At 66.1% G+C, this 18,171-nt stretch carries 22 protein-coding genes; 15 read left to right on the top strand and 7 right to left on the bottom strand.

The features are described from left to right. Positions 1 to 160: 160 nt before the first annotated feature. The 6 genes from lptB to KU884_RS14605 form a co-directional block, all read right to left on the bottom strand. Complete coding sequence (gene lptB, locus KU884_RS14630; protein WP_167783317.1) at positions 161 to 886, bottom strand: LPS export ABC transporter ATP-binding protein; 726 nt, start codon at positions 884 to 886, stop codon at positions 161 to 163. Next, positions 883 to 1,419 carry a lipopolysaccharide transport periplasmic protein LptA gene (gene lptA, locus KU884_RS14625; protein WP_167783316.1) on the bottom strand — a complete coding sequence of 179 codons (537 nt, stop codon included), beginning with the start codon at positions 1,417 to 1,419 and terminating at the stop codon, positions 883 to 885. Before lptA ends, lptB begins: the two co-directional genes overlap by 4 nt. Continuing rightward, positions 1,403 to 1,978: an LPS export ABC transporter periplasmic protein LptC gene (gene lptC / locus KU884_RS14620; protein ID WP_167783315.1), complete on the bottom strand. Its 576-nt coding sequence runs from the start codon at positions 1,976 to 1,978 to the stop codon at positions 1,403 to 1,405. The genes lptA and lptC overlap by 17 nt, the downstream gene beginning before the upstream one ends. After that, a complete protein-coding gene (locus tag KU884_RS14615; RefSeq protein ID WP_167783314.1) occupies positions 1,965 to 2,528 on the bottom strand; it encodes an HAD family hydrolase in 564 nt (187 codons plus the stop codon). Before KU884_RS14615 ends, lptC begins: the two co-directional genes overlap by 14 nt. Next, entirely contained in the window at positions 2,525 to 3,529 is a 1,005-nt protein-coding gene (locus KU884_RS14610) for a KpsF/GutQ family sugar-phosphate isomerase (RefSeq protein ID WP_167783313.1), read from the bottom strand. The genes KU884_RS14615 and KU884_RS14610 overlap by 4 nt, the downstream gene beginning before the upstream one ends. Positions 3,530 to 3,617: 88 nt before the next feature. Further along, entirely contained in the window at positions 3,618 to 4,565 is a 948-nt protein-coding gene (locus KU884_RS14605; RefSeq protein ID WP_167784276.1) for a sodium:calcium antiporter, read from the bottom strand. 149 nt (positions 4,566 to 4,714) lie between these two features. On the opposite strand from KU884_RS14605, the gene KU884_RS14600 reads away from it, so the two are divergent. From KU884_RS14600 to hisC, 10 genes are all read left to right on the top strand, one after another. Further along, positions 4,715 to 5,551, top strand: coding sequence for an ABC transporter ATP-binding protein (locus tag KU884_RS14600; RefSeq protein ID WP_167783312.1), 837 nt, complete (start codon positions 4,715 to 4,717; stop codon positions 5,549 to 5,551). Continuing rightward, on the top strand, positions 5,551 to 6,327 hold the full coding sequence (gene mlaE, locus KU884_RS14595; RefSeq protein ID WP_167783311.1) for a lipid asymmetry maintenance ABC transporter permease subunit MlaE: 777 nt from the start codon (positions 5,551 to 5,553) through the stop codon (positions 6,325 to 6,327). Before KU884_RS14600 ends, mlaE begins: the two co-directional genes overlap by 1 nt. A gap of 74 nt (positions 6,328 to 6,401) precedes the next feature. After that, positions 6,402 to 6,866 carry an outer membrane lipid asymmetry maintenance protein MlaD gene (mlaD, locus tag KU884_RS14590; RefSeq protein WP_167783310.1) on the top strand — a complete coding sequence of 155 codons (465 nt, stop codon included), beginning with the start codon at positions 6,402 to 6,404 and terminating at the stop codon, positions 6,864 to 6,866. 20 nt (positions 6,867 to 6,886) lie between these two features. Continuing rightward, entirely contained in the window at positions 6,887 to 7,510 is a 624-nt protein-coding gene (locus tag KU884_RS14585) for a phospholipid-binding protein MlaC (RefSeq protein WP_167783309.1), read from the top strand. A gap of 11 nt (positions 7,511 to 7,521) precedes the next feature. Continuing rightward, positions 7,522 to 7,839: a lipid asymmetry maintenance protein MlaB gene (locus KU884_RS14580; RefSeq protein ID WP_167783308.1), complete on the top strand. Its 318-nt coding sequence runs from the start codon at positions 7,522 to 7,524 to the stop codon at positions 7,837 to 7,839. A 59-nt stretch (positions 7,840 to 7,898) separates the two neighbouring features. Next, entirely contained in the window at positions 7,899 to 8,144 is a 246-nt protein-coding gene (locus tag KU884_RS14575; protein WP_371807940.1) for a BolA family protein, read from the top strand. 49 nt (positions 8,145 to 8,193) lie between these two features. After that, positions 8,194 to 9,453 (top strand): UDP-N-acetylglucosamine 1-carboxyvinyltransferase, encoded by a 1,260-nt coding sequence (gene murA, locus KU884_RS14570; RefSeq protein WP_167783307.1) that lies wholly within the window; start codon positions 8,194 to 8,196, stop codon positions 9,451 to 9,453. A gap of 13 nt (positions 9,454 to 9,466) precedes the next feature. Next, positions 9,467 to 10,108: an ATP phosphoribosyltransferase gene (hisG, locus tag KU884_RS14565; protein WP_167783306.1), complete on the top strand. Its 642-nt coding sequence runs from the start codon at positions 9,467 to 9,469 to the stop codon at positions 10,106 to 10,108. Between the two features lie 11 nt (positions 10,109 to 10,119). Further along, positions 10,120 to 11,436: a histidinol dehydrogenase gene (gene hisD / locus KU884_RS14560; RefSeq protein WP_167783305.1), complete on the top strand. Its 1,317-nt coding sequence runs from the start codon at positions 10,120 to 10,122 to the stop codon at positions 11,434 to 11,436. Beyond that, a complete protein-coding gene (gene hisC, locus KU884_RS14555; RefSeq protein ID WP_167783304.1) occupies positions 11,420 to 12,523 on the top strand; it encodes a histidinol-phosphate transaminase in 1,104 nt (367 codons plus the stop codon). Before hisD ends, hisC begins: the two co-directional genes overlap by 17 nt. Positions 12,524 to 12,526: 3 nt before the next feature. Here hisC and KU884_RS14550 read toward each other — a convergent pair whose 3' ends face one another. Next, the gene (locus tag KU884_RS14550) at positions 12,527 to 13,714 is read right to left on the bottom strand and encodes a trypsin-like peptidase domain-containing protein (RefSeq protein WP_167783303.1); all 1,188 of its coding nucleotides are present in this window, start codon (positions 13,712 to 13,714) and stop codon (positions 12,527 to 12,529) included. A 76-nt stretch (positions 13,715 to 13,790) separates the two neighbouring features. Between KU884_RS14550 and KU884_RS14545 the strand changes: the two genes are divergently transcribed. From KU884_RS14545 to KU884_RS14525, 5 genes are all read left to right on the top strand, one after another. Continuing rightward, entirely contained in the window at positions 13,791 to 14,546 is a 756-nt protein-coding gene (locus KU884_RS14545; RefSeq protein ID WP_167783302.1) for a Nif3-like dinuclear metal center hexameric protein, read from the top strand. A 338-nt stretch (positions 14,547 to 14,884) separates the two neighbouring features. Continuing rightward, positions 14,885 to 15,481 carry a ubiquinol-cytochrome c reductase iron-sulfur subunit gene (gene petA, locus KU884_RS14540; protein WP_167783301.1) on the top strand — a complete coding sequence of 199 codons (597 nt, stop codon included), beginning with the start codon at positions 14,885 to 14,887 and terminating at the stop codon, positions 15,479 to 15,481. Further along, complete coding sequence (locus tag KU884_RS14535; RefSeq protein ID WP_167783300.1) at positions 15,481 to 16,713, top strand: cytochrome bc complex cytochrome b subunit; 1,233 nt, start codon at positions 15,481 to 15,483, stop codon at positions 16,711 to 16,713. The genes petA and KU884_RS14535 overlap by 1 nt, the downstream gene beginning before the upstream one ends. Then, complete coding sequence (locus KU884_RS14530) at positions 16,713 to 17,438, top strand: cytochrome c1 (protein WP_167783299.1); 726 nt, start codon at positions 16,713 to 16,715, stop codon at positions 17,436 to 17,438. Before KU884_RS14535 ends, KU884_RS14530 begins: the two co-directional genes overlap by 1 nt. A gap of 52 nt (positions 17,439 to 17,490) precedes the next feature. Beyond that, on the top strand, positions 17,491 to 18,114 hold the full coding sequence (locus KU884_RS14525) for a glutathione S-transferase N-terminal domain-containing protein (protein WP_167783298.1): 624 nt from the start codon (positions 17,491 to 17,493) through the stop codon (positions 18,112 to 18,114). Positions 18,115 to 18,171: the final 57 nt, after the last annotated feature.

The following is an 18,171-nucleotide window of genomic DNA, read 5'->3' as shown; positions in this document are numbered from 1 at the left end:
ACGCGGGTCTCCCGCCGCCGTCGTGGGCAGCTGCTCGGACCGGATTCGGTGAATGCTGGTGTTATCCATGTCTCCCATCGTAACCGACTCAGGCCCGCGTTAGAACATTGGCGCGATACTTGCGTGACGGCATGTTGTCTCAGCGGGACCCGGGTCGCGTCTACAGCCGGAACTCCTCCCCCAGGTACACTTCGCGCACCTTGCGGTTGGCAAGGACCTCTTCGGAACTGCCCCTGGCAATGACTTCTCCCTGCGCGAGGATATAGGCGCGCTGACAGATGCCCAGGGTTTCACGCACGTTGTGATCGGTAATCAGGACGCCGATGTCCCGCTCCGCCAGGTGGCGGATGATGGCCTGGATATCCAGCACCGAGATGGGGTCGACACCGGCGAAGGGTTCATCCAGCAGGATGAAGCGCGGGTTGGCTGCAAGGGCGCGGGCGATTTCCACCCGGCGGCGCTCACCCCCGGAGAGACTGATGCCGGTCTGGTCGTGCAGGTGGGCAACACTGAACTCCTCGAGCAGTTCCTGGGCGCGCTCGCGACGCTGCTTGCGGTCCAGTTCCGGGCGCGTCTCCAGGATCGCCAACAGGTTGTCCATCACCGTGAGCTTGCGGAAAATGGATGCTTCCTGGGGTAGATACCCCACGCCGCGTCTGGCGCGCACATGCATGGGCAGGTCGGTGATGTCGTTGTCGTCGAGCAGGATGCGGCCACCGTCGGCCTGGACCAACCCCACCACCATGTAGAAGCAGGTGGTCTTGCCGGCGCCGTTGGGTCCGAGCAACCCGACGACCTCGCCGCTGGCCACGTCGATGGTCGCGCCGTGGACCACCGTCTTGCGCCGGTAGACCTTGGTCAGCTCCTCCGCCCGCAGCAGGCTCACTGGTCGTCTCCTTCCTCGTCCTCGTCGTCCGGGAAAAGGGTGATCTGCACGCGGCGGCCGGTATCGGGCTCGCCGCGGGCCTGCACCACGTCGGCGGCGACCTCGTACTCGATGCGTTCGCCGGAGAAGGTGTTGCGCCCCTGCACCAGGCGCGCTCCTTCCAGGAGAATGATGCGCTCCGGCCCGGCGGCGTGATACTCCATGCGTGGCGCCTCCGCCTCCACGGCGCGACGATCCTCCGTGGCCTGCTGGTTGTAGACGGCCGGCTCGCCCTCGACTACCACGTGATCCAGTGCCTGATCGCCCGCGTCGTCGCGGCTGAGATGCACAGTCATGCGGTCACCGGTGATGCGGCGGAAACCCCGGGTGAGGACGACGTTGCCGGTGTACACGCTGACACCGCGGGCGTTGTCGATCTCCGCCTGATCCGCGTCCAGGTCGATGGGCTCGGCCATGGCGACCGAAGTGGCGAGCAGCAGCACGCACGCCAGACCGACGCCAAGGCCGCCAGGGCGTTCAGTCAGGTGTTTCATAACGGCCACGGACCTCGGAGAGCAGTTCCAGGTATTCCCGGTCCAGCCATGCGCGCAGGCCCACGCCCTCCAGGCGGGCATCCTCGCGCCAGTAGACCGCGTGTTCGTCGGTTTCGGCATAGCGTTGTTCCGGTTGCAGAAAGACTTCGCTGGTGTCCACGTTCGCCGGCAGGTTGTCGTCGGTGCGGCTGCGGCGAATGGCCACATCACCCTGTAGATGAACGTCCTCGACATCGTTCCACGCCCGCCCGCGCTCCGCGCGCAGGTGCCAGGGGGCGCCGGAGTCCACGAAGTAGGTGATTTCGGGTCTCTCCAGCAGCCAGACATCCTCGCCGGTGAAGTGCTCCATGCGCGGAGACTCCAGGCGGTAGCGGCGTATCCCGTCGTCGCCGGTGGCATTCAGCGTGAAGGTTTCCATGAAGTAGTCCGGCCGCTCCGCCATTTCCTCGGGATCCGCTGGCACTGGATCATGCGTGTCCTCGTCCAGCACCCACCAGCCCACTGCCACCAGAAGGATCAGGGCGACAACGCGGAACGTCCATTTCCTATCCGGAAGCATACCGGGCGATGGCCTCCTGGAGAGTCCCCCGGGCGCTCAGCAGCAGATCGGCGATTTCGCGCACCGCACCGCCGCCGCCGGCCTGCCGGGTGACGTAATGGGCGCGCCGCTGCACCGCCGGGTGCGCATTGGCCACCGCCACCGCGAATCCCGCCCTGCGCAGCAGCGGCAGGTCGATCAGGTCGTCGCCCACGAATGCCGCCTCCGTCGCAGACAAACCGGTGCGCGCCAGCAGCTCGTCCCAGGCGGTGATCTTGTTATCGCAACCGAGAAAAACGTGGTCGATGGCCAGGTCGCTGGCGCGGCGCCGCAGCGGTGCCGAGTCCCGGGCGCTGATAATGGCGGTCGCCAGACCGCCCTCGCGAAGCAGACGCAGGCCGAGGCCGTCAAGGATGTTGAAGGCCTTCAGCGTCTCTCCGTGTTCGCTGTAGAACACGGTGCCGTCCGTGAGGACGCCGTCCACGTCCAGGGCCAGTAACCGGATCGCCGCCGCCTGTTCCCGGAGTTCGCCGGTGGGCTCCGGTGCCAGGCTGTCGCCGCCGGCGCTCATACCACCCCCGCGCGTAGCAGGTCGTGCATGTTCAGTGCGCCCACCACGCGGTCCGACTGATCCACCACCAGCAACGCATTGATCTTGTGCTCCTCCATGGTGTGCAGCGCTTCCGCTGCGAGGCTGCCCTGGCGCATGGTGCGGCCCCCGGCGGTCATGATTTCGCGAACCGAGATGCTGTGCAGGTCGATGCCCTGGTCCAGGCTGCGGCGCAGGTCGCCGTCGGTGAAGATCCCCAGCAACCGTTGCTGGTCATCCAGCACCGTGGTCATGCCGAGCCCCTTGCGTGACATCTCCACCAGGGCATCCCGTAGAGGCGCGTCCGGTGCCACCACGGGAATGTCCTCGCCGCTGTGCATGATGTCATCGATGAGCAGCAGCAGTCGCCGACCCAGCTTGCCGCCGGGGTGCGAGCGGGCGAAGTCCTCGCGGGTAAAGCCGCGCGCCTCCAGCAAAGACACCGCCAGGGCGTCGCCCATGGCCAGTGCTGCCGTGGTGCTGGACGTGGGTGCCAGGTTGAGCGGGCAGGCTTCCTGGGCAACGCCAACGTGGATGTTCACCGAGGCTGCCCGCGCCAGTGTGGACTCGGGCTTGCCGGTGAGGGCGATTAGCGGCACGCCCAGGCGCTTGATCAGCGGCAGGATGGTGATCAGCTCGTCCGTCTCGCCGGAGTTGGACAGCGCCACCACCACGTCGCGGGCGGTAATCATGCCGAGATCGCCGTGGCTGGCTTCGCCGGGGTGGACAAAGAAGGCGGGTGAGCCGGTGCTGGCCAGGGTGGCCGCCAGCTTGCCGCCGATATGGCCGGACTTGCCCATGCCCAGCACAACGATGCGTCCCTGACAGGCCAGCATCAGGTGACACGCGCGGACGAAGTCCGCGTCCACCCGCGCCAGCATGTCCGTGATGGCCGCGGCCTCCGTCTCCAGCACGGCACGCCCCAGGGACTGCAGGCGTTCGTCGGTGACCTGGCTGGCCGAAGCGGTTTCGCTGCTACACATGCTGGCTGCTCCTGGCGGAAACCCCCGTATTATGCCTGAGTTGCCCGCGGTGGGGGCACCGTCGCCCGCGGCGGATGGCCAGAGGCCATCACGGTGACCCCTGCGCGAACAGGAACAGGCCGAGCTGGTACAGCGCGAAGGTAACCAGCAAGGCTGCGCCCAGGGAGCGTGTCCCACCGATGGCTCCCCGCGCCAGTAGCACCAGCGGTACCGTGAGGCCCGCCATGATGACGCCGTCGCGCAGAAGCACCGGCAAAGATACCGCCAGGGGATGAATCAGGACGGTGACGCCGAGCACGGCCAACAGGTTGAACAGGTTGGAACCGATCAGGTTGCCGTAGAGCAGGGCGCGTTCCTGCCGGCGGGCGGCCGCGATGGCCGTGGCCAGTTCCGGCAGGCTGGTGCCCACGGCAACAATGCTGAGGCCGATGACCAACTGGCTGACCCCTGCGGCCTCGGCCAGGGTCACTGCTCCCCAGATCAGCGCGCGGGCGCTGATCAGCAACAGCACCAGGCTACCGGCCAGACCCAGGGCCGTGCCCCGCAGTGGTTGCCCGGCACGGCCAGGCGCCGCGGTAGCGGCGGGATTGCCTCGGTTGGCCCAGGCGATGAGCGGCATCGCCGCCAGCAGCAGACCGAGCATGGCCATGCCTTCGCCGCGGCTGAGGCGCAAGTCGCCCAGCAGCAGCAGAGTGCCGAAGGTGGCGAGTACCAGCAGGCCCAGGGTGACGCGTTCCCGCTCCCGGTGCCGGCCCAGGGGAATGAACAGCAGGGTGAGCCCGAGAATCAGGCCGGCATTGGCGATGTTGGAGCCCAGGGCGTTGCCCAGGGCAAGCTCCGGTTTTCCCTCTATCGCCGCCAGGGCCGACACCAGCAGCTCCGGCGTCGATGTGCCGAAGCCCACCACGAACAGGCCCACCAGCAGGGGCGCAAGGCCGAGACGCAGGGTCAGCACCGAGGCGGTTGCCACCAGCCGGTCCGCGCTCCAGGCGAGGACCGGAAAGCCGATTGCCAGGGTGATGACGGCGAGGGCCAGGGTCACGACAACTCCGCAGTCGATTCGGGGCCGCCATGGTAGCAACCGTGGGCGCTGACCGCTCGGTCATTGACTCGCCGCGGGGGTTGCTCGATACTCATCCGGCGTCGATCATGCGCCCATGCACAACTCCCCGGACCCCCGAAACCATGCCTGATGCGTCCGCCGCCCCTGACAGCCTGGTGGAAGTGCGCGATCTGCACTTTGCCCGCGGTGAGCGCCCGATCTTCAGCGGCGTGGATCTGTCCATCCGTCGCGGCGAGGTGACGGCCATCATGGGGCCCAGCGGCACCGGCAAGACCACGCTGCTGAAGCTGATCGGGGGCCAGCTTCAGCCCGACCACGGCACGGTACACGTGGATGGCGAGAATGTTCACGCCGTGTCCACCCGGGAGCTGTACCGGCTGCGTCGGCGCATGGGGATGCTGTTCCAGAGCGGCGCGCTGCTCACCGATCTCACCGTGTTCGAGAATGTCGCCTTTCCTCTGCGCGAGCACACGGACCTTCCGGAGCCGGTGCTGCGTGACCTGGTGCTGCTGAAACTGCAGGCGGTGGGGCTGCGGGGTGCCCGGGATCTGCTGCCGGCGGAGCTCTCCGGGGGTATGGCGCGTCGGGTCGCGCTGGCCCGCGCCATCGCCCTGGACCCGATGATGGTCATGTACGACGAACCGTTCACCGGCCAGGATCCCATCTCCATGGGTGTTCTGGTGGAACTCATTCGCCGGCTCAATGATGCCCTGGGGCTGACCAGTATCATCGTCTCCCACGACGTGGCGGAAACGGCCCGCATTGCCGACCGGATCCATGTGCTCTCCGGCGGGCGTATTGTCGAGTCGGGGGCGCCCCAGGCGCTGTATGAGTCCGGTTCGGCCTGGGTGCGTCAGTTCATGCACGGTCTGCCGGACGGGCCTGTGCCGTTCCATTATCCGGCCAAGGCTGATTTCGCCGAGGACCTCCTGGGGGCAACGGGGAGTGGCGGCCGCTGATGCTCGGGGGACTGCAGCAGATCGGGGCCGTGACCCTGCACTCGGTGGCACGCCTGGGGCGGGGCTTCATGTTCCTGTTGCGGGCGCTGGCGGGGATGCCCGCCCTGGTGCTGCGACCGGGGCTGGTGGTGCAGCAGTTGTTCTCCGTGGGTGTGCTGTCCCTGGTGATCATCCTCGTCTCCGGCCTGTTCGTGGGCATGGTGCTGGGGTTGCAGGGCTATACCACCCTGGTGAACTTCGGCGCCGACCAGTCCCTGGGTGTGCTGGTGGCGCTGTCGGTGGTCCGCGAACTGGGGCCGGTGGTCACCGCGCTGCTCTTCGGCGGTCGCGCCGGTTCGGCTCTGGCCGCCGAGATCGGGTTGATGAAAAGCACCGAGCAGCTCTCCGGCATGGAGATGATGGCGGTGGATCCCATGCGTCGGGTGATCGCGCCGCGGCTGCTGGCCGCCTTCCTGGCCATGCCGCTGCTGGCAGCGATTTTCAGTTTCGTTGCCATCTTCGGTTCCTATCTCATCGGGGTCGGCCTGCTGGGCGTGGACGCCGGTGCGTTCTGGGGACAGATGCAGGACGCGGTGGAATTCCGCGAGGATATCCTCAACGGCGTGATCAAGAGCCTGGCGTTCGGTTTCGTCGCCGGCTGGATCGCGGTGTTCGAGGGCTACGATGCCGAGCCCACCTCGGCCGGGGTCAGTCGCGCCACCACCCGTACAGTGGTGAACACGTCCCTGGCGGTGCTCGGCCTTGATTTCGTGCTGACAGCACTGATGTTTGGATAAAGGCGGCGCCGGACAGGTCGCGCGTACCGCTGCGCGTTCTGTTCGGGGTCTTTTAAAACCGGCGGAGAAGCCGCATGCGTAACAGGCGATTGACGGAGATCTGGGTGGGCGTGTTCGTGGCTCTGGGCTTTGCGGCCCTGTTCGGCCTGGCCATCCAGGTGAGTAATGTGCCCGTGTTCGAGCGTGCCGACGGCTACGAGGTCGAACTGCGCTTCGAGAATATCGGGGGTCTGCGGACGCGGGCGCCGATCACCGTGGGCGGGGTGCGCGTGGGGCGCGTTACGGAGATCACTCTGGACGGCAATACCTACGAGGCAGTGGTCCAGGCGCGGATCAGCGAGCAGTACCAACTCCCCGAGGACACCAGCGCCGCCATCTACACCTCCGGGCTGCTCGGCGAGCAGTACATTGCCCTGGACCCCGGCGGCATGGACTTCTACCTCCAGGAAGGCGACGAGATTACCCTGACCCAGTCAGCACTGGTGCTGGAGCGGCTGATCGGCCAGTTCCTGCATCAGATGGGTGACCGGGACGACTGAGATACCGAGGAGGCACCGCGATGAGCATCAAGGCCCTGGCCGCGACAGTCCTGCTGGCGTTCCTGCTGGTTCCGGCGGTGCCCGGTGCCGAGGAGCGGGATCCGGAGACCATCGTCAAGGAGACCACCGAGACGGTGCTGCAGGAGTTGCGCGATTATGACGGCGATATCGCCGATGATCCGGATTTTGTCCACGATCTGGTGCGCCGCGAGGTGCTGCCGCGGATCAACATGCAGCTGGTCACCCGGTTTGCCCTGGGGCGGCACTGGAACGACGCCAGCGAGGAGCAGCGCGAGGACATCCGCGAGGAAATCACGACGCTGTTGATCCGCACTTATTCCCAGCCACTGCTGGAGTACGGTGGCGAGGAAGTGGCCTATCGCTCGGCGCGGGTGGACGAGGACCGTGGCCGGGCCTCGATGCGGGTGGAAGTGGAGCAGCGCGATGGCCCGGCCATTCCGCTGACCTACCAGTTCCGCAAGCATGATCGTGACGGCTGGCAGGTCTACGACGTTGTGGTGGAGGGCGTTAGCCTGGTCACCAACTACCGTGACGGTTTCAGCAGCGAAATCCGCCGCAGCGGCGTTGACGGCCTGCTGGAGCGGTTGCGGGAGCGCAACCGCCGCGGCGAGACCGAGCTGTGACGCAGGCGCGATTGTCGGCCGCGAACGGCGCCGGGCAGCTCCGCCTGGAGGGCGAGTTGGGGTTCGGTTCCATACGCGCTCTCTGGCAGCAGGCGGGGTCACTGTTGCCGCGCAACCATCCTGTCTCTGTTGACCTGGCGGGTGTTACCCGGGCCGACAGTGCCGGTGTGGCGTTGCTGATTCACTGGACCAGAGAACAGCAACGTCTCGGCGGACGCATCGAGTTTGTTAACATACCCGCCCAAATGCAGGCCATCGCCGGCGTCAGTGGTGTTGACGCCATCCTGCCACTGGTTTCCCCGGGCGGCGCCGACAGCGGGCCATCGTAGGGGTGTGGCAGAGTGCGGCGGTGGTTGCCCGTGTTGGTCAACCAGGAGTCACGGCCGCCATGATGCAGCCCGAAGCCATTAAAGATCTGATCGAGCAAGGCCTTCCGGAATGCCACGCGCAGGTGGAAGGTGACGGTGCCCATTTCCAGGCGGTCATCGTCAGTCCCGCGTTCGAGGGCAAACTGCCCATCGCCCGCCAACGCCTCGTCAACAGCGTCCTCCAGGAGCGCTTCGACTCCGGCGAACTGCACGCCCTGTCCATGCGCACGCTCACCCCGGAGCAGTGGCAGAAGGAACAGGGCTGATCCCGTAACCCCGGGGCTGCGACCCCGCCCGCGACCGGATAGCGAGTCCATGGAGAAACTGATTATCAACGGTGGCGGCCCGCTGGATGGATCCATCCGGATCTCCGGCGCCAAGAATGCGGCGCTGCCCATTCTTTCCGCCAGCCTGCTGGCCAATGGTCCCATGACCATCGGCAACATTCCGCATTTGCACGACATCACCACGACCATGGAACTGCTCGGTCGCATGGGGGTGCGGCTGACCGTGGACGAACGCATGAGCATCGAGGTGGATACCGCATCCATCGACAGTCTCTATGCGCCGTACGAACTCGTGCGCACCATGCGTGCCTCCATCCTGGTGCTGGGGCCGTTGCTGGCGCGTTTCGGCCAGGCCGACGTGTCCCTGCCCGGCGGCTGCGCCATCGGTTCGCGACCGGTGAACCTGCACATTGACGGGCTCACCGCCATGGGTGCGGATATCACTGTCGAGGGTGGCTACATCCGTGCCCGGGCCAACCGTCTCAAGGGCGCGCGCATCGTCATGGATCTGATCACCGTGACCGGCACCGAGAACCTGATGATGGCCGCTGCCCTGGCAGAGGGCACCACCGTGATCGAGAATGCCGCCCGTGAGCCGGAAGTGGTGGACCTGGCCGACTGCCTCAACGCCATGGGCGCACAGCTGCGTGGCGCAGGGACGGATACCATCACCATTGAAGGTGTGGAAAAATTGTACGGCACGGAATACCAGGTGCTGCCTGACCGGATCGAAACCGGGACCTACCTGGTGGCAGCGGCGATGACCGGCGGCAAGGTGCTGCTACGGGATACCCGCGCCGGCCTGCTGGACGCCGTCTTGCAGAAATTGCGTGAATGTGGCGCCGATGTGCAGATCGGCGAGGACTGGATCAGCCTGGACATGCACGGCCGGCGGCCGCAGGCGGTGAGCTTGCGCACGGCGCCGTACCCCGCCTTCCCCACAGACATGCAGGCCCAGTTCTGCGCCCTGAATGCGGTGGCTGACGGCGCCGCAACGGTGACGGAGACGGTGTTCGAGAACCGCTTCATGCACGTGCTGGAGATGCAGCGCATGGGCGCGGATATCCGCCTGGAGGGCAATACTGCCTTCTGCCGCGGCGTGGATGCCCTCAAGGGGGCCCCGGTGATGGCCACGGACCTGCGCGCCTCCGCGAGCCTGGTGCTGGCTGGCCTGGTGGCGGACGGGGAAACGGAAGTCGATCGCATCTATCATATTGATCGTGGGTACGAATGCATCGAAGAGAAACTGGCACAGCTGGGCGCGCGAATTCGTCGCGTGCCCGCCTGACGGGAAACCATTCATGGCCGAGACCCTGACCATAGCCCTGTCCAAGGGGCGGATACTCGAAGACACGCTGCCGCTGCTGGCCGCCGCGGGCATCCGGCCCGTGGACGACCCGGACAAGAGCCGCAAGCTGGTGCTGGACACCAGTGATCCCGGCGTCAAGCTGGTGATCCTGCGCGCCACCGATGTGCCCACCTACGTGGAGTACGGTGCCGCCGACGTCGGCGTGGCCGGCAAGGACGTGCTGCTGGAGCACGGCGGCGACGGGCTCTACGAGCCGCTGGACCTGGGGATCGCGCGCTGCCGCATGATGGTTGCCGGGTTTCCCGGTGCCAACCAGGGGCGCGGCAAGGTGCGCGTGGCCACCAAGTTCGTCAATATCGCCCGGCGCTACTTCGCCGAGCAAGGCCGGCAGGTGGAGACCGTGAAACTCTACGGCTCCATGGAACTGGCACCCATCGCCGGCCTGTCGGATCTCATTGTCGATCTGGTGGACACCGGCAACACCCTGCGCGCCAACGGCCTGGAGCCGCTGGAGCACATCGCCGATATCAGCTCGCGGCTGATCGTCAACAAGGCGGCCATGAAGATGAAGCACCGCCGGATCAAGGCATTCACCGAACACCTCGCCGACGCCGTCGGCGGAAAGGCGGCCTGACGGGAGGCGCCATGCTGGAAATTACGCGATTGAGCACCACCCAGCCGGATTTCTGGGAGAACCTGGACCGGCTCACCAGCGACGACACCGAGGGCGATGCCGCCGTGGAGCAGGCGGTCACCGAGATTCTCGGCGCCGTACGCCGTGAGGGCGATGCCGCCGTGCTGCGGTATACGCAGAAGTTTGATCGGCTGCAGGCGGACCGTGTCGCGGATCTGCAGATTCCGCCGGAGCGGCTGCGGAGCGCCTTCGAGGGCCTCGACGCGGAGCAGCGCCAGGCCCTGGAGCACTCTGCCAAACGCATTCGTGCTTATGCTGAGCGCCAGCGGATGGACTCCTGGGAATACACCGAGGACGACGGCACGGTGCTGGGCCAGAAAGTGACGCCGCTGGACCGGGTGGGCCTTTACGTGCCCGGCGGTCGGGCGGCGTATCCATCATCGGTGCTGATGAACGCCGTGCCGGCCAGTGTTGCCGGCGTCAGTGACATTGTCATGGTGGTGCCGGCACCGGACGGCGAAGTGGCGGATCTGGTGCTGGCGGCCGCGCACCTGGCCGGTGTCACCCGGGTCTACACCATCGGTGGCGCCCAGGCTGTGGCTGCGCTGGCCTACGGCACCGGGACCATCCAGGCGGTGGACAAGATCGTCGGTCCCGGCAACGCCTACGTGGCCGCGGCCAAGCGTCGGGTGTTCGGACGGGTGGGCATCGACATGGTTGCCGGCCCCTCGGAAATTCTGGTGATCTGCGACGGCCAGACGGATCCCGAGTGGATCGCCATGGACCTGTTCTCTCAGGCAGAGCATGACGAAGTTGCCCGGGCGATGCTGGTCTGCCCCGATGCCATGTACCTGGACCAGGTGCAGCAGGCCATGGAGCGCCTGCTGCCCGGCATGGAGCGGTCGGAGATCATCCGCGCCGCCTTGGCCAATCGCGGGGCCCTGATCTGCGTGCGGGATCTGGTGGAGGCGGAGGAGGTGACCAATTTCATCGCCCCCGAGCACCTGGAGCTGTCCGTGGCGCAGCCGCGCAAGATGGCGGAACGCATTCGCCATGCCGGGGCCATCTTCCTTGGCCGCCACACCCCCGAGGTCCTGGGTGACTACTGCGCCGGCCCCAATCACGTGTTGCCGACATCGCGAACCGCCCGGTTCGCCTCGCCGCTGGGGGTGTACGACTTCCAGAAGCGCAGCAGCCTGATCCATGCCACGCCGGAGGGTGCGGCGCGGCATGGCCGTGTCGCCGCCGCCATGGCCCACGCCGAAGGTCTCACCGCCCATGCCGAGTCGGCCAGCTACCGTATTCGCGACCATGACCAGGACGGATGATCGCGAGGCGCTGATCCGGCGTCTGGTGCGTCCGGCGGTGCAGGCCATGCAGGCCTACCACGTGCCGCCGGCCAGCGGCATGGTCAAGCTGGACGCCATGGAGAATCCCTATCCCTGGCCGGGCGAGCTGCGGGAAGCGTGGCTGCAGTGCCTGGGCGACGTCCATGCCAACCGTTACCCGGACCCGACTGCCGGCGCGGTGAAAGAGCGGCTGCGCCGGGAGGCGGACGTGCCGGACGGGGCCGAACTCCTGCTGGGCAACGGTTCGGACGAACTCATCCAGCTGCTGGGGCTGGCGCTGGGCGGGGCGGACCGCACCGTGCTGGCGCCGGGACCCGGCTTTGTCATGTACCGCCTGATCGCCGGGTTCACCGGCATGGCCTTCCACGAGGTGCCGCTGCGGGACGGTGATTTCGCGCTGGACGAGGGGGCCGTGCTGGCGGCCATCGCGCAGCATGAGCCGGCGCTGATCTATCTGGCCTATCCCAACAACCCTACCGGCAACGCCTTTGACGATGCCGCCGTGCGCGCGGTGATCGAGGCCGCGCCGGGGCTGGTGGTGGTGGACGAGGCCTACGCGCCCTTCTGCGGCCGCACCTGGATGGCCGCGCTGGCGGACTACGACCACCTGCTGGTCATGCGGACTGTCTCCAAGATGGGTCTGGCGGGCCTGCGGCTGGGGTACCTGGCCGGCCACCCGGACTGGCTGGAGCAGTTCGAGAAGTGCCGGCTGCCGTACAACATCAACGTGCTCACCCAGGTCAGCGCGGCGTTCGCCCTGGATCACGCGGACCTGCTACACCGGCAGACCGAGGCACTACGGGCCGAGCGCGGCCGGCTGTTCGACGCCCTGATTGCGCGCTCCCGACTCACCGTCTGGCCCAGCGATGCCAACTTCATCACCTTCCGGACGCCCGCCGGACGGGCGCGGTCCATTCACGCCTCGCTGCGGGAGCAGGGCGTGCTGATCAAGTGCCTGGACGGCAGCCACCCCATGCTGGGGGATTGCCTGCGGGTCACCGTGGGCACTCCGGACGAGAACACCCGTTTCCTGGACGCCCTGGATAACGCGCTGGCGTCGGTCTAGGCGTCACCGTCCCAGTTCCCCGGCAGCCGGGCGCTCCTGAACGGTGAGTTCGCGTTCGAAGGGCGAACCCTCACGGACGCCGGAGAGGGTGACGCGGGAGCCGGGCTCCCGCTCCGTGATGCGCATGAGCAGATCCTGGCTGTTACGGATCCGCTCGCCGTCCACCGCGTGGACCACGTCTCCCGGGGACAGATCCGCCTCGTCGGCGGGCCCACCCCGCATGATGCCGGCGATCAGCACGCCGTCGCGGGTCTCCAGGTCGAACGACTCTGCCAGTGATGGCGTGATGTCCTGGATCTCGACTCCGGCCCAGCCCCGGATGACCCGCCCTTCCTCGATGATGCTTTCCATGACGCTGCGGGCCAGCACCGCGGGGATGGCGAAGCCGATGCCGTGGGAGCCGCCGGAGCGGCTGAAGATAGCGGTGTTGATGCCGATCAGGTCGCCGTGGGCGTTGATCAGGGCGCCGCCGGAGTTGCCCGGGTTGATGGCGGCGTCGGTCTGGATGAAGTTCTCGAAGGTGGTCAGCCCCAGGCGGCTGCGTCCGGTGGCGCTGACGATGCCCTGGGTCACTGTCTGGCCGACGCCGAAGGGGTTGCCGATGGCCAGGACCACATCGCCCACGCGCACCTGGTCGGAGCGGCCGATGGTGATGGTGGGGAGCTCGTCCATGTCGATCTCCAGCACAGCCAGATCGGTTTCCGGATCCGTCCCCACCACCTGTGCCTCGCCTGCCCGCCCGTCGTTGAGAGAGACCTGGATGGCGTCGGCACCTTCGATGACGTGGTTGCTGGTGAGCACGTAGCCGCCGTCAGCGATGATTACGCCGCTGCCCAGGTTGGTCTCGGTACGGTCCCGCTCGCGCTCGGAGCCGCCGAAGAAGTCCCGGAAGAACGGGTCGTCGTACAGCGGGTGTTCGCCCCGGGTGACCCGGGTCGCGGTGAAAATGTTCACCACGCCCGGCGCCGCCGCATCCACGGCGTCGGCGTAGGACACCGGGCCATGCTCGCGCTCCGGCGCGGCAGCGTCGCCCGCTGCGCCGTTTTCCGGGGCCTGTTCGATGGTGACCACGCGGGGTTCCTGGTCGGCGATGCCAAGGACACCGGGGAAGAACCAGATGATGGCCACCGCCGCGGCGACGCCGATGAGAGCGTACGTCAGCAGGAAGCGCAGGGCGCGTCGTGTCTGCATGTCGGTCGTGATCTCCGCACGTGTAGAATGCTGCCCGAAAACCCCATTCTACGCACGTTCGCCGGAGGCGACAGTCATGCAACCCGTGGAACTGAGGCGATATCTGGATGAACTGCTGGAATCCCCGGCATTTACGGACTATGCCCCCAACGGTCTGCAGGTGGCCGGACGGCGCCCGGTCCGGCGGCTGGTGACCGGAGTCACTGCCTGCCGGGCGCTGCTGGACGAGGCGGTGCGCCGTGACGCCGACGCCGTACTGGTGCATCACGGTTACTTCTGGAAGAACGAGGATCCCCGTATTGACGGCATGAAGGCCGATCGGCTGCGGGTGCTCCTGGGGCACGACATGAGTCTGTTTGCCTACCACCTGCCCCTGGACGCTCACCCGGAACTGGGCAATAACGCTGCCCTGGCGCGGGCGCTGGGTATTGCCGTGACGGGCAGTTTCGAGACCGGGACCCATCGCCCCCTGGGCATGCTGGGCGAGTTGCCTGAGCCGGAGCCGCTGCAGGCGTTCGCCACCCGCCTGGGCGTGGCGCTGGGGCGGGAACCGGTGACGGTGCCCGGGGGCGATCATGCCGTGGGCCGCCTGGCGTGGTGCAGCGGTGGTGCCCAGGGGTTCATCGATCACGTCGCCACCCTGGGCGTGGATCTCTACTTCTCCGGCGAGATCTCCGAGCCCACCGTGCACACGGCCCGCGAGTGCGGGCTGCACTATCTCGCAGCCGGTCATCATGCCACCGAGCGCGGAGGCGTTCAGGCCGTTGGTGAGCACCTGGCCCACCGGTTCGGCCTGGAGCATACGTTCGTCGATATCAACAGCCCTGCCTGAAGCCGGAACGGTGCAGGGTGGTGACACTCTGCTAAACGCTTGTTGTCCAACATTGTGTCGACATTGCCCGGGTGGTCGGCAGACCCCGGAGCCCGGCGCCACGAGGGGGTTCGGCCTTGACCTGACCGGCCGGATGTCCGATCCTTGTGCGCCGTGCCAGCCGGGGTGCGCGATGTCTGCGCGTTGGTGGGATGCATTCTGGAAACGCTGCCCCGGGCCGGGTTCCGGTAATGCGCGGAGTGCGCCTGATCAGGCGTTGCCGCCGACCACGACGCTCAGGCACGTCATATTCGCAGGAAATCACCGAGTCGGTTGGTGTAACCCAACAGGGGGCAGGAATGAATCAGGAAGGTGCGGACAACAGCAGGCGCCGCTTTCTGACCGCGGCAACCACCGTGGTGGGCGGTGTTGGCGCCGCGTTTCTGGCGGTACCTTTCATCTCCTACTGGCGGCCCAGCGCCCGCGCCCAGGCGGCGGGCGCCCCGGTGGAAGTGGACGTATCCAGACTTGAGGAAGGGCAGCTGATCAACGTCAAGTGGCGCGGCAACCCGGTATGGCTGTTCCGGCGTACGGAGGAGAACCTGGAGGATCTGGAGCGCATCGAGGACCGTCTCCGCGATCCGGATTCCAGCGATCCGCAGCAGCCGGAGTATGCCCGCAACCGGCATCGCTCCATCAAGCCCGAGGTCATGGTCATGGTCGGCATCTGTACCCACCTGGGCTGCTCGCCGCTGTTCCGGCCGGACAGCACGCCGCAGGGTTTCGGTGGTGAATGGGTCGGGGGCTTCTTCTGCCCCTGTCACGGGTCGTATTTCGACCTCGCGGGCCGGGTGTATCAGGGGGTGCCCGCCAACCTGAACCTGGAAGTGCCGCCCTATTACTTCATCGATGACGACACCGTCCTGGTGGGCGAAGACGAAGAAGGAGCAGCCTGATGAGCGAGACCAGATCAGGGGGGCTGGTCGGCTGGATCGATGACCGTTTCCCGCTCACCAAGATGTGGAATGAGCACGTCGGCGAGTACTACGCGCCCAAGAATTTCAACTTCTGGTACTACTTCGGGTCACTGGCGCTGCTCACACTGGTTATCCAGGTGGTGACGGGAATTTTCCTCACCATGAACTACATCCCCTCCGGGGATCGCGCGTTCGAGTCCGTCGAGTACATCATGCGCGACGTCAACTGGGGGTGGCTGATCCGGTACATTCACACCACCGGCGCCTCGGCGTTCTTCGTGGTGGTATATCTGCACATGTTCCGGGCGCTCATGTACGGCTCCTACCAGAAGCCGCGGGAGCTGCTGTGGATCTTCGGCTGCCTGATCTTCGTCGCACTCATGGCCGAGGCCTTCATGGGCTACATGCTGCCCTGGGGGCAGATGTCCTATTGGGGCGGCCAGGTGATCATCTCGCTGTTCGGCGCCATCCCTGTGATCGGCCCGGATTTGGCGCTGTGGATCCGCGGTGACTTCGTCATCTCCGAGGTGACCCTGAACCGGTTCTTCGCCCTGCATGTGGTGGCGGTGCCACTGGTGATCATCTTCCTGGTGGTGGCGCACATCCTGGCGCTGCATGAGGTGGGGTCCAATAATCCCGACGGCATCGACATCAAGAAGAACAAGGATGCCAATGGCCTGCCGAAGGATGGCATTCGCTTCCACCCGTACTACACGGTGAAGGACCTCATCGGTGTCGGCGTCTACTTCATCCTGTTCTCGGTGGTGGTGTTCTACATTCCGGATTTCTGGGGTCTGTTCATCGAACACCCGAATTTCGAGGAAGCGAACCCGCAGGTGACGCCGGACCACATTGCCCCGGTGTGGTACTTCGCGGCCTACTACGCCATCCTCCGGGCGGTGCCTGACACCTTTGGCGGCGTCCTGATGATGGGGCTGGCGGTGATGATCCTGTTCGTCCTGCCGTGGCTCGACCGCGGCAAGGTCCGCTCCATCCGCTACCGTGGGCTGAGCTTCAAGATCGCCCTGGGGCTGTTCGCGGCCGGGTTCGTCCTGCTGACGTATCTGGGCACGCAGCCGGCCACGGACTGGAACGTGATCCTGTCGCGGCTTGGCTCCGTGCTGTACTTCGGCTACTTCATCTTCCTGTTCGTCTACACGGCTTTCGGGCTGGAGCGAACCAAGCCGGTTCCGGAGAGGGTGACGTCCTGATGAGAAAAATTGCACTGATACTGGCGCTGTCACTTCTGCCGGCGGTGGCCTGGAGCGGTTTGCCGGATCGCATGGATGTGGATACGGATCCGCATGACAAGAATTCGCTGCAACGTGGTGCGCAACTGTTCGCCAATTACTGCATGGCGTGCCACGAAGCATCGCTGATCCGCTACAACCGCATCGCTCAGGATCTGGGTATCGATGAGGATCTGGTCGAGGAGTACTTGATCTTCAAGCCCGAGACCCAGGTGCATGAGACGATGACCAATGCCATGACCGAGGCCGATGCCGAACAATGGTTCGGGGTGCCGGTTCCGGATCTGTCACTCACGGCGCGCCGTCATGGTCCCGAGTACATCTATACCTTCCTGAACCGTTACCACGTGGACGAAGACGCCGCCACCGGGTTCGATAACACGGTGATCAGCGGGACCGCTATGCCGCATGTGCTGGAGGTCCTGCAGGGGCGCCAGCACCCGGTCTACGAGGAGCGCAACGGCGAACAGGTGCTGGTGGACTTCGAGATCGAGGAAGGCACCGGCACCATGAGCCCGAGCGAGTATCAGGCGGCGACGCGGGATCTCACCAATTTCCTCGATTACGTTGCAGAGCCCGTCAAGGGCGAAAGGCAGCGTCTTGGCAAGTGGGTGATTCTGTTCTTCATCATCTTCACGGTGCTTGCCTACTTCCTCAAGAAAGAGTTCTGGAAGGACGTGCATTGATCCGCGGGTTGCCGGGCGCTGTCCGGCAACCCGCTGCAAGCGGGAGTGCCGAATGGCCTCAGTGAACAAGCGCTCCATCATGACTCTTTTCTCCGGGGCGCACTGCCCCTTCAGCCATCGGGTACGCTTTGTTCTCGCCGAGAAGGGGATCCAGGCAGAAGTCCACAACGTGGATGCCGATGCCATCCCGGAAGACTTGATGGAGCTCAATCCGTACGGCGGAGTGCCGACCCTGGTGGACCGGGATCTGTGCCTGTACGAGCCGAAGATCATCGTCGAGTATCTGGACGAGCGTTTTCCGCATCCGCCCATGATGCCCGTGGATCCGGTGTCCCGGGCCAAGGCGCGGCTGGTCCAGTATCGCATCGAGCGTGACTGGTACGGGCTGCTGGGGGAACTGGAAGCCGGGGATCCCGGCGTGCGTGACTCCGCCGGTGCTCGCCTGCGGGAGGAACTCATTGCCGCGGATGAACTGTTCGCCCAGGATCAGTGGTTCCTGAGCGAGGAGCGCACGGTGATGGATATCGCCCTCGGTCCCCTTTTGTGGCGCTTGAACCGTTTCGGCGCCGATCCCGGGGAACAGGCTCCGGCGCTGCAGTCCTACAGCGAACGGCTGTTCGCCCTGGACGCCTTTCAGGCGAGCCTCACCGACGTGGAACGTACCATGCGCGGCTGAAGCCGTGACACACTCAATCAGAGCTGCACCGGGGAGTTATGAGCGTGATGGATGCCC

Origin of the sequence: Aquisalimonas sp. 2447, from assembly GCF_012044895.1 — a bacterium.
In the GTDB taxonomy this organism is placed as follows: domain Bacteria; phylum Pseudomonadota; class Gammaproteobacteria; order Nitrococcales; family Aquisalimonadaceae; genus Aquisalimonas.
This window is presented reverse-complemented; position numbering and strand designations above follow the sequence as displayed.

Coding starts and splice junctions, on each gene's coding strand:
- lptA (WP_167783316.1), bottom strand. CDS start 1,419: ATGAAACACCTGACTGAACGCCCTGGCGGCCTTGGCGTCGGTCTGGCG.
- lptC (WP_167783315.1), bottom strand. CDS start 1,978: ATGCTTCCGGATAGGAAATGGACGTTCCGCGTTGTCGCCCTGATCCTT.
- KU884_RS14615 (WP_167783314.1), bottom strand. CDS start 2,528: ATGAGCGCCGGCGGCGACAGCCTGGCACCGGAGCCCACCGGCGAACTC.
- KU884_RS14610 (WP_167783313.1), bottom strand. CDS start 3,529: ATGTGTAGCAGCGAAACCGCTTCGGCCAGCCAGGTCACCGACGAACGC.
- KU884_RS14600 (WP_167783312.1), top strand. CDS start 4,715: ATGCCTGATGCGTCCGCCGCCCCTGACAGCCTGGTGGAAGTGCGCGAT.
- mlaE (WP_167783311.1), top strand. CDS start 5,551: ATGCTCGGGGGACTGCAGCAGATCGGGGCCGTGACCCTGCACTCGGTG.
- mlaD (WP_167783310.1), top strand. CDS start 6,402: ATGCGTAACAGGCGATTGACGGAGATCTGGGTGGGCGTGTTCGTGGCT.
- KU884_RS14585 (WP_167783309.1), top strand. CDS start 6,887: ATGAGCATCAAGGCCCTGGCCGCGACAGTCCTGCTGGCGTTCCTGCTG.
- KU884_RS14575 (WP_371807940.1), top strand. CDS start 7,899: ATGATGCAGCCCGAAGCCATTAAAGATCTGATCGAGCAAGGCCTTCCG.
- murA (WP_167783307.1), top strand. CDS start 8,194: ATGGAGAAACTGATTATCAACGGTGGCGGCCCGCTGGATGGATCCATC.
- hisG (WP_167783306.1), top strand. CDS start 9,467: ATGGCCGAGACCCTGACCATAGCCCTGTCCAAGGGGCGGATACTCGAA.
- hisD (WP_167783305.1), top strand. CDS start 10,120: ATGCTGGAAATTACGCGATTGAGCACCACCCAGCCGGATTTCTGGGAG.
- hisC (WP_167783304.1), top strand. CDS start 11,420: ATGACCAGGACGGATGATCGCGAGGCGCTGATCCGGCGTCTGGTGCGT.
- KU884_RS14550 (WP_167783303.1), bottom strand. CDS start 13,714: ATGCAGACACGACGCGCCCTGCGCTTCCTGCTGACGTACGCTCTCATC.
- KU884_RS14545 (WP_167783302.1), top strand. CDS start 13,791: ATGCAACCCGTGGAACTGAGGCGATATCTGGATGAACTGCTGGAATCC.
- petA (WP_167783301.1), top strand. CDS start 14,885: ATGAATCAGGAAGGTGCGGACAACAGCAGGCGCCGCTTTCTGACCGCG.
- KU884_RS14535 (WP_167783300.1), top strand. CDS start 15,481: ATGAGCGAGACCAGATCAGGGGGGCTGGTCGGCTGGATCGATGACCGT.
- KU884_RS14530 (WP_167783299.1), top strand. CDS start 16,713: ATGAGAAAAATTGCACTGATACTGGCGCTGTCACTTCTGCCGGCGGTG.
- KU884_RS14525 (WP_167783298.1), top strand. CDS start 17,491: ATGGCCTCAGTGAACAAGCGCTCCATCATGACTCTTTTCTCCGGGGCG.